The following is a 15832-nucleotide window of genomic DNA, read 5'->3' on the forward strand; positions in this document are numbered from 1 at the left end:
GCGAGGCGGGACCGGGGCCGCGACGACGAGCATCGACGCCATGTTCCGGATTCTGACAGCGCTGGCGTTGCGCCGGCCCGTGATGGTCATCGTGTTCTGGGTCGCGGTCGTCGCCGTGGGGTTCGGCGTCGGCGGCGGGGTGTTCATGAAGCTCACCGCGCAGGTCGCCACCGTGCCCGGCTCGGAGACCGAGCGGGCCCTGAAGCTGCGCGACGACGCCGCCGGGCCGCGGCCCGCGGAGCTGACCGTGGTCGCGACCGGCGGCGTCGACCTGTCCGCCGCGCTGACCGAGGTGCGTGGCATGGCCGGCGTCACCGAGGTGGGCACGCCGCTGCCGTCCGCCGATGGCACGGCGGTGCTGCTGCAGGTGACGGTGGCGCCGCCCGGCGACGACGCCTCGGCGAAGGTCGCGGAACGGTTGCGGGCCGTCGACCCCGCGAGGGTGACCGTCACGGGCGGGCCGCTCACCGACAGCGAGTTCTCCGCGCAGGCCCAGTCCGACGTGCAGCGGGCCGAGCTGTTCACCCTTCCCGTCGTGCTCGTCCTGCTCGTCGTCGTGTTCGGTGGGCTGCTCGCCGGGGCGATGCCGCTGATCGTCGCGCTCGCCGGGATCGGCGGCACGTTCGGCCTGCTGTACGCGCTCAGCTTCGGCACCGACATCTCCGTCTACGCGATCCAGGTCGCCACCATGCTCAGCGTCGGCCTCGCCGTCGACTACGGGCTGCTGCTGATCAGCCGGTTCCGCACCGAGCGGGCCGCGACCGACGACGTGGCCACCGCCCTCGCCGCCGCCGTCGACAAGGCCGGCCGGACCATCGCCGTCACCGGCCTCACGGTCGCCGCCAGCCTGCTCGGCCTGGCCGTATTCCCCGACGCGTTCCTGCGCTCGATGGGGCTCGCCGGTACCGGCGTCGTGCTGGTCAACATGCTGGCCGTGCTCACCCTGCTCCCGGCGGTGCTCGCGCTCGTCGGCAAGCGGGTCCGGCCCGCGGCGGCCCGCGCCGGCGGCGGGGTCTTCGGCCGGATCGCCGTCGCGGTGCAGCGCCGCCCGGTGCTCACCACCGTGCTCACCGCCGCCGGCCTGCTCGCCCTCGCCGTGCCCGCCGTGCACATGCGCCTCGGCAACAGCGACGCCCGGGCCCTGCCGTCGGAGACGCAGACCCGCCAGCAGTACGACCAGCTCGCCGCCCACTACCCCGCGTTCGTCGGGCCCGACGACATCCTCGCCGTCGTCCGCTCCCCCGCCGGCGACCCCGCGACGGTGCGGTTCGCCGACCGCGTGCGCGGCGTCCCCGGCGTCTCCGCGGTGCAGGTCGAGCCCGTGTCGCCGGCGGTGTCCGTGGTCCGCGCGACGCCCGTGCACCGCCCCGAGACTCCGCAGGGCCGCGCGACGGTCACCGCGGTCCGGGACGTGGCGGCACCCTTCGAGGTCCTCGTCGCCGGCGACGCGGCGCGCCTCGTCGACTACCGCGGCATGCTCGCCGACTACGGCCCGCTCGCCGCGCTCATCGTCGTCGCCGCGACGGTGGTCCTGCTCGCCGCGTTCACCCGCTCGCTGCTGCTGCCGCTGAAGGCCGTGCTGACCAGCGTCCTGAGCATCGGCGCCGCGCTGGGCGTGGTCACCCTCGTCTTCCAGGACCGCGGCGACCTCGGCATGATCGACCTGACCGTGCCGGTCCTCGTCGCCGCGATCGCGTTCGGCCTGTCGGTGGACTACGAGGTGTTCCTGCTCGCCCGCATCCGCGAGCACCGCCTCACCGGTGCGGACTCCCGCCGCTCGGTGGCCGTCGGCCTGCAGCAGACCGGCCGGATCGTCACCTCGGCAGCGCTGCTGCTCGTGGTGGTGTTCGCCGGGTTCCTGGTCGGCGGGTTCGCGCCGATCCGGGAGATCGGGCTCGGCCTGGTCGTGGCGATCGTCCTGGACGCGACCGTGGTCCGGATGCTGCTGGTCCCGGCGACGATGACCCTGCTCGGCGGCGCCGCCTGGTGGCCCGGCCGCGTCCCGCCGGCGATCGAGCCCGCGGCCGCCGAGACCCGGCCCCGGGTCGCCGCCGCGCTGCCGTAGCCGGCACGCAGATGGGCCCGCCCGGCGCTCCCATGCCGGACGGGCCCCGCCCCAGAACGGTCCTGCCCGGGCCGGTGGCGGCCGACCCGGGCAAGCTCTGCTGAGAGCGCTCTCACAGAGTTGTACGTCGATGGAACAGGAATGTCAAACGCTGTTAACGAAAAGCTGTCACGGGAAGCTCACCAGGTACACCGGAACTGTGTTCGTGCCCTGCGCCGGGCCGCCCGTGGTATTGATGACGTGCGCGATCGTGCCCTTGCCGCCGAGGGAGACGGTGAGCAGGTCGTGGAACTTCACGCCCGCTGTCACCGGGGACTCGAAGCCGTGCTCGGCGACGATCGACGGGTCGGCGGTGAAGTTGCAGTAGCTGCCCATCCCCCACGCCTCGTGTGACGTGACGGTGTCGGCGACCTTGTACGCCGCGTACCCGCGGGCCCCGGTGCGCCAGGCGGACTGGCTCGGCGGGTCGTAGGGCAGCTCGTTCTGGAAGAAGATGGTCCGGCCGCCCTGACCGTTCCAGATCACCTCGTCCTTCTGGTAGTGCTCGACGAACAGCCCGTAGGCGGAGACGTTGTTGCCGTTGACGATCAGGCCCGTATCGGCGGTGTTGACGGTCCAGCCGACGCCGGCGCCGTGGTCGGCGCGCCAGGCCCAGATGTGGTCGATGATCGTGTTGTTGGAGTTGACGACCAGGCTGTTGGTCGCCTTGCCGGGTCCGGCGCCGCCGATGCGGAAGAAGACGTCCTGGACCGTGGTCGGGTTGGTGGCGTGACCGGCGGTGGCGCCGGCCTGACCGATGGTGAGCAGCGCGTTGGAGTTGGCGGTGCCGGCGTCGAAGAGCACGCCCGCGATCTTCACGCCGTCCACGTCGGCGACGGTCATCGCGTTGACCCCGTTGTCCGGGATCAGCGTCGGGTACCCCTCACCGAGGATGACGGTGTTCGGGTTGGTGACGTTGAGCGTCTGGTTGAGGTGGTAGACGCCCGGGGCGAAGAACAGGTGCTTGCCGCAGGCGAGAGCGGCGTTGATCGTGGCGGCACCGGTGCCCGGCGTCACGACGAAGAAGTCCGAGATCGGGATGGACGAGCCCGGGGTGGAGCCGCCGGACCACGTGGTGCCGACCGCGTTGGTGCGCAGGTTGGGCACGAACACCCGGTAGGTGCTGCCGTCCAGGTACAGGTACGGCTTCTCCCGGATGACCGGGGTGTTGCCGACGACGGTGTACGCCGGGCTGGGGAAGCTGTTCGCCGGGGCGCCCTGCACGCCGGAGAACACCATGTTCCACACGCCGTTGACCCAGCTGCCGATGGAGCTGTCCCGGGTGTACCACTGCTGCTGCGAGTACGGCCCGACGCTGCCGTCGATCTTGCTGTCGGCGATGTAGCCGCCGCTGGCCCAGCCGTAGCCGTTGGGGGCCAGGTTGAGCTTGCCCCGGATGTGCACCCGGCGCATCGGCGCGGCCTGCGCGACGGCCCAGCGGTCGCCGTTGTTGGCGACGCTCGGCACGATCGACAGGTTCTCGATCGACCGCCAGAAGTTCTGCGTCGCGTTGCCGCCGAACCAGCCGGCGTCCACCGTGACGTCGCCGTTGATGACGACGTCGTCGGGGTTGCGGCCGAGACCGATCACCGAGGTGTAGAAACCGGTGTTGACGTTGATGCCGCTGTACGTGCCGGGCTTGAAGGCCAGCACGTAACGCTGGGTGCCGAACTGGTTGGCCTCCTGCTGGGCGAAGACCGCGTTGACCTGGCTCTGGATGCTGGCCGCGGACATGGACGGGTCGAACACGATGAACGTGGACGGCAGCGCCCCGGACACCGGCGGGTTCGTGCAGACCGGCGGCTCGGTGGGCGTGCCGCTGTAGACGGCCAGCTCCTTGATCGAGTAGCCGTAGCCGGTCGCCCGCTGCGTGCCGTAGACGCGCAGGTAGCGACCGCTGCCGGCGACGTTGAGCGTCTGCGTGCCGCCGGTGCTCGTGGTGGTGGAGTAGATCGAGGTCCAGCTGCCGGCCGCGGCCGTCGGCGAGACCTCGACGCTGAACGCCTTCGCGTAGGACGTCTGCCAGGTGATGACGACCTGGCAGACGTCGGTGGTGGCGCCGAGGTCGACCTGCAGCCACTGGGGGTCGCTGAAGGCGCTGGACCAGCGGGTGCTGGCGTTGCCGTCGACGGCCTTGTTCGGGGTCAGGCTGCCGTTCTCGTTGGACGAGGAGGTGGCGGGCTTGTTGAGCGCGACGTTGCTCGTGCCGCAGGCCGCGTGCGCGGCACCGGCGGTGGCACCGAGGACGCTGACCGTGCCGCCGAGCAGGAGTACGGCGCTGAGCAGGGCTTTTGCCGCCCTGATTTGGGCATGGGGCATTTGGTGCATCTCCCTCATTGGCGGGGTGGGGACATGTGCCTCGGACGGTAATGACCGGGCTCTCGGCATGGCAATCGGTTGCCATCCATTTGCCAATTTCGATCTTGGCCTGCTGTTTCGGCGGAGCCGGGTCGGCCGATCACCCGAGGGGCGCCCTACCCCCTTCAGTCAGAAAGCTGACGAACCCGCCACTGTCCGGGGGTCCGGGTGTCGCGCGCACCGCCGGATGCCTAGGCTCACCTGCGAATGTTTCTCCGGGGAGGAAAGTCAGATGGCCGTTCACGTCGACCTGCAGGCACCGCCAGAGGTGCTGCGCCAACGCCTCTACGACGGTCACCTGCTGGTGATGACGAAGCTGCCCTCGGTCGCGAAGTTCGTCGACCACGCCCGGCAGCAGCTGACCGAGCTGTTCGCGCCGCACGACCCGGAGCACGCCCACGAGCACTTCGAGCCGGCCGCGATGGCCGCGCTGCTCGGCCCGTGGAAGCCGCGGTTCATCCACGACGAGCGGTCCAAGAAGCTGGTCCGCAACATCATCGAGGAGGCCGGCTTCACCGCCGAGGAGACCCACTTCGACGTGCCGAAGCCCCGCACCTCGTTCCCGGTCGGGCACCTGACCACCGGCGTGGCGTTCGCTTTCCCGTGGCACCGCGACGTGTGGTATTCCGCGCCGAACCAGCAGCTCAACTGGTGGCTGCCGATCTTCCCGGCGCGCGACGACAACGCGATGTCCTTCGACCTCGACCGGTTCAACCGGCCCGTCGACAACAACTCCGGCGACTTCGACTACTACCGCAACAACGTCGGCCGGCTCACCACCGCCGCGTCGGTCAAGCAGGAGGCCCAGGTCCGCCCCGGCGCGATCGAGCACAACCCGCCGAACGAGCTGGTGGTGCTGCCCGCGCCCGGCCAGGTGCTGCTGTTCTCCGGCGCCCAGCTGCACCGGTCGACCCCGAACACCTCCGGTCTGGCCCGCTACAGCGTCGACTTCCGCACCGTGCACGTCCCCGACGTCAAGGCCGGACGCGGCGCGCCGCTCGCCGACACGTACTGCTCCGGCACCGCGATCCGCGACTTCGTCAACGTCGCCGACGAGTCCCGCTTCGACGAGGCCGACGTGCGCGCCATCTACGGCGAACCCCCGGCCGACGCCATGCTCGTGTTCGAGGCCCCGAAGAGCTGAGCCGCGGCGTGCTGACCGTGGGTGCGATCGTCCTGGGCGTCACCGACCAGCCGCGCGCCGTCCGGTTCTGGCAGGAGGCGCTGGGCTACCGCCTGCACGAGACGGGCTTCGGCGGCGCCGCGACGATCCTCGTCCCCGCGGACGGCGCCGGCACCCCGATCGCGTTGCAGCGCAACGAGACCCCGCCGCAGGATCACCCGCGAATCCACCTGGACCTGCATGTCGCCGACGTGGCCGAGCAGGAGGCCGAGGCGGCGCGGCTGGTTGTGCTGGGCGCACAACGGGTGGCGTGGGACAGCTACCCCGACGACCCCGACTTCGTGGTGCTCGCCGATCCCGACGGCAACCGGTTCTGCATCGTCGATCTGGGGCACGTGCCGGCCTGATGCCGTCCACAATGGACGCTTTTGTGTGTCCTCCGTCTCGTAGCGCCGATCCGACCGTTTCCGGGAACAGTGGCGCAATGTTTCGGTGGGACAATGTCGGGGTAGCGCCACTGCGCTGACGCAGCAGGACGACGGGGAGGGGTGCCGATGCGACTGGCCGTGCTCGATGTGGGCTCCAACGCCGCGCACCTGCACGTCGTGGACGCACGCCCCGGAGGCCCGCCGCAGTCGGTGTTCCGGCTGAAGGCACCGACCCTGCTGGCCGACTCCGTCGACGGCGACGGGGCGCTGTCCGACGAAGCGGTCGACCGGCTCGTCTCCGCCGTCACCGAGACCGTCGACGCCTCCCGCCGCCACGCCGTCACCGACCTCATCCCCCTCGCCACCGCCACGATCCGCGACGCCACCAACGTCCAGGAGATCCGCGACCGGGTCCGCGAGGCCGCCGGCATCGAGCTGCGCTCCCTCAGCGGCGAGGACGAGGCCCGCGTCACGTTCCTCGCCGTGCGGCGCTGGCTCGGCCGGTCCGCGGGGCAGGTGCTGCTGCTCGACATCGGCGGCGCGACGACCGAGATCGCGGCCGGCGCGGGCGAGCTGCCCGACATCGCCGTGTCGCTGCCGCTGGGCGCGGCCCGCGTCACCCGCACGATGCTGCCGTGCCACCCGGCCCGCACCCGCGACGTCGACGCCGTCCACCGGCACGTCCTGCGCTCCGTGCGGCCATTTGCGGCCGGCATGCCGGAGGCGGCACGCTACATCGCGACGTCCAAGACGTTCAAGCAGCTGGCCCGGGTCGCCGGCGCCGACGGCCGGCTCACCATCGGCGGCCTCCGCCAGTGGATCCCGCGCCTGGCCGCGATGCGCCCCGAGGACCGCGCCGCCCTGCCCGGCGTCGCCGCCAGCCGCTCCCGGCAGCTCCTCGCCGGGGCCGTCATCGCCGCCGCCACCATGGAAGCCCTCGACATCACGCACGTCGACGTCTGCCCGTGGGCGCTGCGCGAGGGCCTGCTCCTGCGCCGCATCACAGAGCTGTCCGGGCTGTCCGGCCACGCGCGGAGCTGAGCCACCGGCCGCCGCAGCGGCTTGTCCGTCAGTCATCTGACGATGCACCAGGAACGCCCGGAAGCGCCCCGATCCACGGCGGTCACCCAACCGCCGGACCCGGCACGCCCCGGCGCCGCGCTCCTGGCAGTTCCGATGGCCGGCGGGAGGCGTCCGTCATGGACCTGAACATGCGCACCGCCACGGCCGCGGCGCTGGTGACGGTCGCGGTCATGCTCCTGGCGCTGCTCAGAATCCGGCCACCCGGTCTGGTCATCCGCTGGATCTGGGAGCTGGCCGAGCCGTATCCGCGGGTGCGCCGATTGCTGCGGCCACCGGCGGACATCACGGTGCCGACCTGGCGGACCGCCGCCAAACTGCCCCGCCGCAAGTATCCGCTGTCCTGGCGGACACGCTACCTGCAGCGCGGCGGCCGTAGCAGGTTCGTGCTGGTCGGCGGCCTCTACCTGGACCTCACCCTCACCCCGATCGACGTCACCAGCCTCGACGGCCGCGAGTTCAAGAACCTCGACACCGTCACGATGACCCCGGGCGGCGCCGGACGGTACTTCGGCAAGTTCCTCTACGAGGACCACCACCGCAAGAGCGACCTATTCTCCCAGATCGGCGTGGGTGACACGTTCAGCAGGACGCTGCGGCGACTGCTCAGGCGCGAGCGGTGGATCGCCCGGCGGCATCTGTCGAAGCTGCCGAACATGCCGTGCGCGGTGTCGGTCCACCTGTCGCAGCGCAACCGCAGCTTCTACACGACCTTCACGCAGATGGGCGCGCTCAGCAGCCTGCAATGGGGGTCGGTCCAGCGCAAGCTGCTCCACCGGACGCGGGCCGGCGGCGTGCTGTACATCTCCGGGTACTTCCGCACCCAGCTCGGCACCGACCTGCGGGACACGCTGCTGAAGTTCCCGCCGACCCTGCTGGTCTGCATCGATCACGGGCGGTTCGTGTCCGGCGACAACCCGACGGCCGAGGCGGCGCTGCTCGACGCGTTCAACGACAAGCTCATCGACGTCTACTTCTGCACCCTCGACGAGCTCAGGGAACTGATGAAGGCGGCGGGGCTGCTCGCCGACGAACGCCTCGGGCCCCGTGACCTGCTCACGACGTTCGGCCGTAGCCGGCAGCTGCCGCCGATCACCGTCATCCGGAGCACCACGCAGGAGCACGGCGCGGACGCGTTCGTCCTGCTGCACGGCGAGGTGATCGGCGAGAAGCGGGCCAGGGCGAAGGCGGACGTCGACCTTGTGGTCGGTGCCAGCAACAGGTTCAATGCCTCGTTCGTGCATTCGCTGGTGACCAACCGCAACCACGACGACCTGGACGTCGAACAGAACCTGCGGGAGTCGGTGAAGGACGCCCTCACCACCGCACTCAACGTGTGGGCGGAGCGGCAAGAGGAGTTGGACCATGACACGGCCAGATGACTGCTTCGACCTCGCCGACCCGCAGGTGCACGCCCTGCTCGGGCGCTTCGGCCGGGTGTGGGAGGTGCTCGGGGCCCTGCCGGAGCTGACCGCCGGCCTATTGCAGGGCCGGCGGGTGATCGAGGGCGACGTCAGCCCCGGTGCGTGGATCGACGACGGGCCGGTGTTCATCGGCGCCGGGGCGACGATCGAACCGGGCGCTTACGTCAAAGGACCGGCCTACATCGGCTGCTCGGCGGTCGTCCGGCACGGCGCGTACGTGCGGGAGGACAGCATCCTGCTGGCGGGCAGTTCGCTCGGTCATGCGAGCGAGTGCAAGAACGCCCTGCTGCTGCCGGAGGCGAAGGCCCCGCACTTCGCGTATGTCGGTGACAGCATCCTGGGTCACCGGGTGAACCTCGGCGCCGGCGTGAAGCTCGGCAACGTCCCGATCTCGCCCCGCCGCGGCGCCGACGGCCGGCGGCCGACCATCCAGTTGGACGTGGACGGCGCGCGCGTCGACACCGGCCTGCGCAAGTTCGGCGCCGTCATCGGCGACGACGTCCAGGTCGGCTGCAACGCCGTGTTCAGCCCCGGCGTCATCATGGGTCCGCGCTGCGTCGTCTACGCCAACGCGACCGTCGCCAAGGGCGTCTACGCCGCCGACCGCATGCTCAAGCTGCGCCAGACGCTCGTCACGGCCGAGAGGGACGAGCGGGGATGAGACTCGTCCTGGTGCACGGCGTCGGCGCGCACCAGCGTCCCGACGCCGAGCGGGCGGATTGGGTGTCCGCGCTCGCGACGGGCGCCGCGGCGGCCGGCCATGAACGCTTCGCCACGCTGCTGCGCGGAGGATCGATCAGGACCGCGTTCGTGCGCTACGCCGACCTGTACCAGCGGCCGGACAAGCAGGGCCACCGGACGGACCTCGACGCCGCCCAGGCCGCGATCGTCCACGCGATGATGCAGGAGATCATCGTCCATCAGCGGGAGCTGGGCGAGGACGACGAGAGCCGGCGGATCCTGCGCCACGCGATGCACCAGCTCGCGCCGTCGGGGGCGCCGCAGGGACTGCTCGCACCGGTCCGGCACCTGATCGGCGTCGCGACGACGCTGCTGTCGTTGCCCGTCATCCGGCCTGCCGGGCACCGCCTGACCGGCGCGCTGATGATCGCCGACCTGGTGCAGGTCGCCCGGTACCTCGCCCGCAACGACGTCGACGAGGCGGGAACCCCGCTCGACGTGCGCATCCGGCGTCGCCTGCGGGCCGCGCTGGACGACGGTCCCGCGGTCGTCGTCGCGCACTCCCTCGGCAGCATCGTGGCGTTGGAGGCGCTGCACGAGTGGACGGGACCAGTGCCGCTCTTCGTGACGCTCGGCTCGCCGATCGGCCTGCGCGGCGCGGTGTGGCAGCACATCCCCGAGGCGTGCCGGTCGACGCCGCCGCGCGTCGGCCGCTGGTTGAACTACTGGGACCGCGACGACCTGGTCGCGGCCCGCCCCGTCGTCGAGACGTTCGTGCGGCCCAACACCAGCGGAGTGGCGCCCCGCAGCACGCGGGTGGACTCGGCCGGCATCTGGGTCCACACAGCCACCAAGTATCTGCAGCAGCCGAAGGTCGCCGCGCCGATCGCGGAGGCCTTCACGCCCGTCCTCGGCCAGCAATGACGACCCCGCTGCGGCACGCGCTCGTCGTGGCGTCGCAATGCCGGACGATGGGCGAGCTGGCACCGTTGGAGCCGACCGCCGGGTCGCTGGTGGACCTGCTGCTGGACCCGGACGCCGGCTCCTGCCGGCCGGCGCTGGACGGGTCGGGGATCATCTTCGGTGAGCTGGACGACGAGGCGATCCGGACCACGGTCGTCGCGGCCGCGCAGTACGCCGGCCGGCACGGCGCGACGCTCGTCGTGGCGTTCCTGGGCCACGGGTTCGCACAGGCCGGCAGCCTGCGGATGATGACCGGCAGGTCGCGGCGAACCTCGCTGCTGTCCACGATCCGGTTGAACGACCTGCTCGCGGACGTCTTCGACGAGCCCGGGATCAACGGCGTCCTGGCCCTCGTCGACCTGTGCATGGCCGGCGCCGGGTTGCCGCCCGCGGCCGACCTGACCCAGGGCAACCGCAGCGGGCGCACCCGCATCGCGATGCTCATGGCCGCCTCGGCCGACCAGCCCGCGTACGGGCTGCGGTTCAGCCAGGCGCTGGTGGAGCTGATGCGCAGCGGTGTGGACGGCGCCGGGCCCTTCCTGCACGTCGACCAGATCACGAAGGAGGTCCTCGACCGGGTGCCCGGCCAGGACCCGAGCTGCGCCACGTACAACGGCAACCCCTACGGCGCGGAGCCGTGGCTGGCCCGGAACCGGCTCGATCCGGGCTTCGTGCCCGCGGTCCTCGACCCGCCCGCGGCCGCCGGCCGGGCCAGGCCGTTGAGCCCGGGCGCGCTGCAGCACCTCACCCGGCTGCTGGTCGCGGTGCCCCCGTTCTCGTCGTTCGCTGGGGCGCAACGGGTGCTGGCCCGCTTCCCGGCGACCCTGCGCGACCGGATCGGCGCGGGCGCGGGGCCGGTGCTCGACGTCCCGGAGCTGCTGCGGGAGTTGGAAGCGGCGCGGGGTCAGCGGCCGTGGCTCGTGCTGTCCGACGCGCTGCGGGCGTGCGGCGGGGCCGGGCCGGAGCTGGCCCGCCTGCAGGGTGAGCTCGCCAGGCTCGACCTACACCGCGACGCCCGCCCAGAACGGCCCTGAACGCCCTGACCGGCCTGAAGCGCCCTGACCGGCCCGAACAGCCCGGGACGGCCCCAAACGCTTCGAACGGCCCGGAGTGGCGGTCAGGGGCCGAAATTGCGGGCCGGGGCGGTGACCTTCGACCCGGCGGGCTGTGGGCCGGCCGGCTTCCTCCCGGCGGATTTCGGGTCAGCGGGTTTCGGGCCGGCGGGCTGCGGGTCACCGGGCTGTGGGTCACCGGGCTGCGGGTCGGCGGGGTTCCGGGCGGCCGGGGCCAGGCACAGCTGGGTCTGCTCCTGCATCGCGTACGGCTGGGCCGGATCGGGGCAGGCGCCGGCCGGGTAGACCCTGGCGGTGACGGTGTAGGCGTCGACCTCGGTGCAGTCGACGCGGCGGGCCTGGGCGCCGTCCTGGCGTACGCACTGACCGACCTGGATCGTCGAGAACGACTCCGACGGCGCCACGGCGAAGCCGACCCAGACACCCGCGGCGATGGCGACCGCCGAACCAACGACGGTGCCGGCCGCGACCTTCCCGACCCTGGCCGCCTTCGCCCTCGTCGCCGCCGGCGTCCGAGGCGCGGCAGCGGCCGGCCGGGGGCTGGTGCGAGGGCTGGTGCGGGGACGGCGGAGGCGGACGCGGTCCAGCAGCGACGGCCGCCGCTGCTGCGGGACGTCGACCGGTTCGACGATCGGAGGTTCGGGCCACTGCCACGGCGGCGCCGCGCCGCCCACCGTCCCCGTAGTCGTAGCGGACTCGAACGCGGCAGGCTCGAACGCGGCCGGCTCGAACGGCGGTACACCGGCGGCCCGCGCGTCAGACGGGGACGCTGCCGCGACCGCCGGCCCCGCGACAGGCTCCGCGATCCGTTCGGCGTCGACCACCGGCGCGGGCGTCGCGACCGGTCCGGCGCGGCGGGGGCGGCGGGCCGGGGTGCGGGTGCGGACCGGGAGGCAGCCGTCGGCCACCGCCAGCTTCGGGCGCCGGATCGCGGTCGGCTCCACGCCCAGGGCGTCCCGCAGCAGCCGCGCCACCAGGGGGATCCGCGACGATCCGCCGATCAGCAGCACGCCCGCCACCTCGGCGCGGGGGACGCCCGCCTCCGCGATCGCGGCGACGGTCGCGGCCACGGTCCGGTCGAGCAGCGGCCGGGCGATGTGTTCCAGTTCGGCGCGGGACAGCGGTACCGACTCCTCGAAGAGCGGCACCAGAATCGTGGTGGCGTCGGCGACGGACAGCATCTCCTTGCCGGCGCGGACCTCGTCCAGCAGGCGGCGGGCGGCGCGGCGGTCCTCGACGCTCTGCGGGCGGATGAGGCGTTCCCAGCGGATGGTGTCGTCGGCGAGCAGGTTGCCGAGGTGGGCGGCGACGGCCATGTCGAGGTCGAGGCCGCCGGCGTCGGGCAGGCCCCGCTGGGCGAGGACGTCGAAGGTCGGGCCGCGGCGGCGCACGACGGCGGCGTCGAAGGTGCCGGCGCCGAGGTCGTACACGATGAGCGACGCACCGTCGGCAACCTCGAGGATGCCGGCGTCCAGGACGTGCCGCGCGGCGCCGACCGGCTCGGCGACGAGCCTGGTGGGACCGAGGCCGACCTTTGCCGCGGCGCGGGTGAGGGTCGCCTGCCGGCGACGGTCCCAGCACGCCGGGTGGGTGAGGGTCACGGTGCTCATCGGCTCGCCGGCGACCCGGCGGGCCTCGGCGGCGACGCGGGCGAAGACGGCCGCGTACAGGTCGCCGACCGGGCACTCGACGCCGCCGAGGACGACGGCGCCGCGGTCGACGGCGCGCTTCGGGTAGGCGGCGAGCCGGTCCGGATGGGCCTGGCCGAGCAGCAGGGCGTCGCGGCCGACGAGCAAATGCGGCGCGTTGTCGAGGCAGGTCGCGGACGGCAGGAACTCCTCGCCGTCGAACAGCAGCGGATGGTGCTCGCCGTCCGGCCCCACGAGCACCGCGACGGTGCTCGAGGTGCCGAAGTCGACGCTCAGCTGATAGCCACCCACCCTTTCAGCCTAAATGTCCGACAGGCCCGCTGTCTCACGGTTGGTACGGTGGCGCCACGCCCCACCCCCACCGCGGCACCGGCGCCTCGCGCGGCGGGTCGGCGCCCGGCTGCGAGTTCTCCCGGGCCAGCCGCGTCCCCCACTCCAGGTAGCCGACGAACGCGGCCCGGAACTCAGGGTCGCCGGGCAGCCCGACCTCGTCGGCGGCGTCGAGCATCAGGTTGATCCAGCGCCGCCGCTGCGGTTCGGTGATGCCCTTGCCGAGGTGCTGGCTCAGCATGTACGGGTAGCCGCCGTGCTCGGCCGTGTAGGTCGCGGGCCCGCCGAACACCTCGGCCAGCCACACCGCGACGTGCTGGGCGTGCCGCGGATGCATGTGCGCGAACACCGGCGCCAGCAGCTCGTCCTGCGGCACCTTGCGGTAGAACGCCTCGCAGAGCCCCACCAGCGCCTCGGTCCCGCCGGCCCACTCGTACAGCGTCGGCGGCTGCGTCTTGTCCACGTCGTCCACGTCGTCCATGGGGAACACCCGACCACACCGCGCGGTTGGTGATCAAGTACGCACTCTTCGGTAAGTAGGGGGCCCGAACGATGGAGAAGCGCTACCACTGCCCGGTCGAGCTTGCCGTCGACGTGATCGGCGGTCGATGGCGCCCGGTGATCCTCGCTCACCTCAAGGAGGGCGCGCACCGCTACGGTGAGCTGCGCCGCCGCATGCCGCACGTCAGCGAGAAGATGCTGGTGCAGCGACTGCGGGAGCTGGAGGCGGACGGCCTGGTGTCCCGCCACGACCACGGCACCGTCCCGCCCCACGTCGAGTACCGCCTCACCGAGGAAGGCGTGAGCCTCGCCCCGGTCCTGCAGGCCCTCTACGACTGGGGCGCCGCCCGGGCCGCCCGCACCGGCACGCCCGTCGCTACGTGATCAGCAGCGTCTTGCCGAGGACCTGGCGGGACTCGATGGCGGCGTGGGCGTCGGCGGCGCGCTCCAGGGGGAACGTCTGGCCGATGACGGGGCGCAGCCGGCCCTCGGCGGCGGCCTGCAGCGCGCGGGCCGCCAGCTCCGGCACGCGCTGGCCGATGCGCATCAGCTCGGGGAAGCCGAAGCTGGTCACGCCCTCGCCGGGTTGCGTGAACGGGCCGCCGGCGGCGCCGTGGACGACGAACCGGCCGCCGGCCGCCGTCGCGGCGAGGGCTTCGCGTCCGATGGTGCCGCCGACGCCGTCGTACACGACGTCGAAGCCCTTCACGGCGTCCGTCCAACCGGGCACGGTGTAGTCGACTGCCTCGGCGCCGAGGTCACGGATCAGCGCGAGCTTGCGCTCGCCGGACGCGGCGCCGATGACACGGGCGCCGGCGGCGAGGGCCAGCTGGACGAGGAGGCTGCCGACCCCGCCCGCGGCCGCCTCGACGACGACGGTCTCCCCCGCTTGGGGCGCGGCGAGCTCATGCAGGCCGAGGGCGGTCCGGCCGTCGGCGAGCAGCGCGGTCGCGTCGAGGGTCGACACCCCGTCGGGGATCGGCACCACGTTGCGGGCCGCGGCGACGGCGAGCTCCGCGTAGCCGCCGGTGCCGTTGAGGCTCGCCACGACCCGCCGGCCGACCAGCCCGGGATCACCGCCGGGACCGACCCCGGCGACGGTCCCGCCGACCCCGTTGCCGAGCACGGCCGGCGGGACCGCACCTGCCTTCGGGGCCCGGCCCGCCCTGGTCTGGGTCTCGATGAACGTGATCCCGGCCGCCTCCACCCGGATCAGCACCTCATCCGGCCCGGGGACCGGCTCGGCGGCCTCCCCCAGCTCCAGGACCGACGGGGGACCGACCGCACGCCACCACACAGCTCGCATCACCACACGATTCTCGAACCTCAACCAATGTTCAGGTCAAGAGGACCCGTCCCCATGCCGGGAAGTTACCTTGATCCGATATATGTGGACGATGGACTATCCGTCGTACCTGTCGACGATGCCGATGCACGCGATCACCGAGGTCTACGGGGAAGACGGGCTGCGGGAGCGGTACCGGCTGGAGATCCAGCGCTTCGCGGAGGACGAGCGGGCGCGGCTGGCCGACGCGCTGGAGCTGGCCGGCCGGCTGCACCGCGACGACCGGCGGGTGCGCGAGCCCTACGTGAACCACCTGCTGCGGGTCGCGATCCGCGTCATGCACCACTACGAGGTCACCGACGTCGACGTGATCGCGGCCGCGGTCCTGCACGACACGGTCGAGGACCACCCCGACGAGCTGGCCGGCACGCCCGGCGCCACGGCGGAGGCGGCGCTCACGGTGCTGGCCGCCCGCTTCGGCGCCCGCACGGCGCGGCTCGTCGCGGCGGTCACCAATCCCGTCTACGACCCTGCCCTCGACAAGCACGAGCAGTACCGGCAGCACGTCCGGGAGAGCCTCGAACGCGAGCCGTGGGCGCGGGTGCTGAAGGTGTCGGACTTCACCGACAACGGCGTCGGCGTCATCCACACCACCGGCCCGAAGGTCGCCTCGGCCGCCACGAAGTACCGCCCCCTCGTGCCGGTGCTGCGGGAGCTGGTCGCCCGCCCGGACACGCCGCTGTCCCGGCTGGTGAAGCAGCACATCTTCCGCCAGCTCGACCTCGCCGAGGAACGCTTCGCGGCGATCCTCGACCCTGCCGGTTAAAGGTTCG

14 protein-coding genes are annotated in these 15832 nt (G+C 72.5%); 10 read left to right on the forward strand and 4 right to left on the reverse strand.

Annotated features, from left to right (window positions below):
• Window positions 1–40: 40 nt before the first annotated feature.
• A complete protein-coding gene (locus AB0K00_RS49120; protein ID WP_363537250.1) occupies window positions 41–2065 on the forward strand; it encodes an MMPL family transporter in 2025 nt (674 codons plus the stop codon).
• Between the two features lie 168 nt (window positions 2066–2233).
• Here the strand turns inward: AB0K00_RS49120 and AB0K00_RS49125 are convergent, their stop codons facing one another.
• Window positions 2234–4423: a discoidin domain-containing protein gene (locus AB0K00_RS49125; RefSeq protein WP_363537252.1), complete on the reverse strand. Its 2190-nt coding sequence runs from the start codon at window positions 4421–4423 to the stop codon at window positions 2234–2236.
• A gap of 271 nt (window positions 4424–4694) precedes the next feature.
• Here AB0K00_RS49125 and AB0K00_RS49130 point away from each other — a divergent pair, with 271 nt between their 5' ends.
• The 7 genes from AB0K00_RS49130 to AB0K00_RS49160 all read left to right on the forward strand — a co-directional run bounded on the left by AB0K00_RS49130 (window position 4695) and on the right by AB0K00_RS49160 (window position 11195).
• Window positions 4695–5606, forward strand: a complete 912-nt coding sequence (locus AB0K00_RS49130) for a hypothetical protein (RefSeq protein WP_363537255.1) — start codon at window positions 4695–4697, stop codon at window positions 5604–5606.
• 8 nt (window positions 5607–5614) lie between these two features.
• Window positions 5615–5992 carry a VOC family protein gene (locus AB0K00_RS49135; RefSeq protein ID WP_363537258.1) on the forward strand — a complete coding sequence of 126 codons (378 nt, stop codon included), beginning with the start codon at window positions 5615–5617 and terminating at the stop codon, window positions 5990–5992.
• A gap of 147 nt (window positions 5993–6139) precedes the next feature.
• A complete protein-coding gene (locus AB0K00_RS49140; protein WP_363537261.1) occupies window positions 6140–7054 on the forward strand; it encodes a hypothetical protein in 915 nt (304 codons plus the stop codon).
• 170 nt (window positions 7055–7224) lie between these two features.
• On the forward strand, window positions 7225–8475 hold the full coding sequence (locus tag AB0K00_RS49145; protein WP_363537263.1) for a hypothetical protein: 1251 nt from the start codon (window positions 7225–7227) through the stop codon (window positions 8473–8475).
• Complete coding sequence (locus AB0K00_RS49150; protein ID WP_363537265.1) at window positions 8459–9178, forward strand: hypothetical protein; 720 nt, start codon at window positions 8459–8461, stop codon at window positions 9176–9178. Before AB0K00_RS49145 ends, AB0K00_RS49150 begins: the two co-directional genes overlap by 17 nt.
• Complete coding sequence (locus AB0K00_RS49155) at window positions 9175–10122, forward strand: hypothetical protein (protein ID WP_363537268.1); 948 nt, start codon at window positions 9175–9177, stop codon at window positions 10120–10122. Before AB0K00_RS49150 ends, AB0K00_RS49155 begins: the two co-directional genes overlap by 4 nt.
• A complete protein-coding gene (locus AB0K00_RS49160) occupies window positions 10119–11195 on the forward strand; it encodes a hypothetical protein (RefSeq protein WP_363537270.1) in 1077 nt (358 codons plus the stop codon). Before AB0K00_RS49155 ends, AB0K00_RS49160 begins: the two co-directional genes overlap by 4 nt.
• Before the next feature lie 83 nt (window positions 11196–11278).
• Here the strand turns inward: AB0K00_RS49160 and AB0K00_RS49165 are convergent, their stop codons facing one another.
• Complete coding sequence (locus tag AB0K00_RS49165) at window positions 11279–13174, reverse strand: Hsp70 family protein (RefSeq protein ID WP_363537273.1); 1896 nt, start codon at window positions 13172–13174, stop codon at window positions 11279–11281.
• 34 nt (window positions 13175–13208) lie between these two features.
• Window positions 13209–13694, reverse strand: a complete 486-nt coding sequence (locus AB0K00_RS49170; RefSeq protein ID WP_363537276.1) for a group II truncated hemoglobin — start codon at window positions 13692–13694, stop codon at window positions 13209–13211.
• Window positions 13695–13765: 71 nt separating this feature from the next.
• Here AB0K00_RS49170 and AB0K00_RS49175 point away from each other — a divergent pair, with 71 nt between their 5' ends.
• Entirely contained in the window at window positions 13766–14098 is a 333-nt protein-coding gene (locus tag AB0K00_RS49175; RefSeq protein ID WP_363537279.1) for a helix-turn-helix domain-containing protein, read from the forward strand.
• Here AB0K00_RS49175 and AB0K00_RS49180 read toward each other — a convergent pair.
• Window positions 14091–15020 carry a zinc-binding dehydrogenase gene (locus AB0K00_RS49180; RefSeq protein WP_363537282.1) on the reverse strand — a complete coding sequence of 310 codons (930 nt, stop codon included), beginning with the start codon at window positions 15018–15020 and terminating at the stop codon, window positions 14091–14093. The two genes, AB0K00_RS49175 and AB0K00_RS49180, sit on opposite strands and share 8 nt — an antisense overlap.
• A gap of 91 nt (window positions 15021–15111) precedes the next feature.
• On the opposite strand from AB0K00_RS49180, the gene AB0K00_RS49185 reads away from it, so the two are divergent.
• Complete coding sequence (locus AB0K00_RS49185) at window positions 15112–15825, forward strand: HD domain-containing protein (RefSeq protein WP_363537285.1); 714 nt, start codon at window positions 15112–15114, stop codon at window positions 15823–15825.
• Window positions 15826–15832: the final 7 nt, after the last annotated feature.

Origin of the sequence: Dactylosporangium sp. NPDC049525 (genome assembly GCF_040676755.1) — a bacterium.
In the GTDB taxonomy this organism is placed as follows: Bacteria; Actinomycetota; Actinomycetes; order Mycobacteriales; family Micromonosporaceae; genus Dactylosporangium.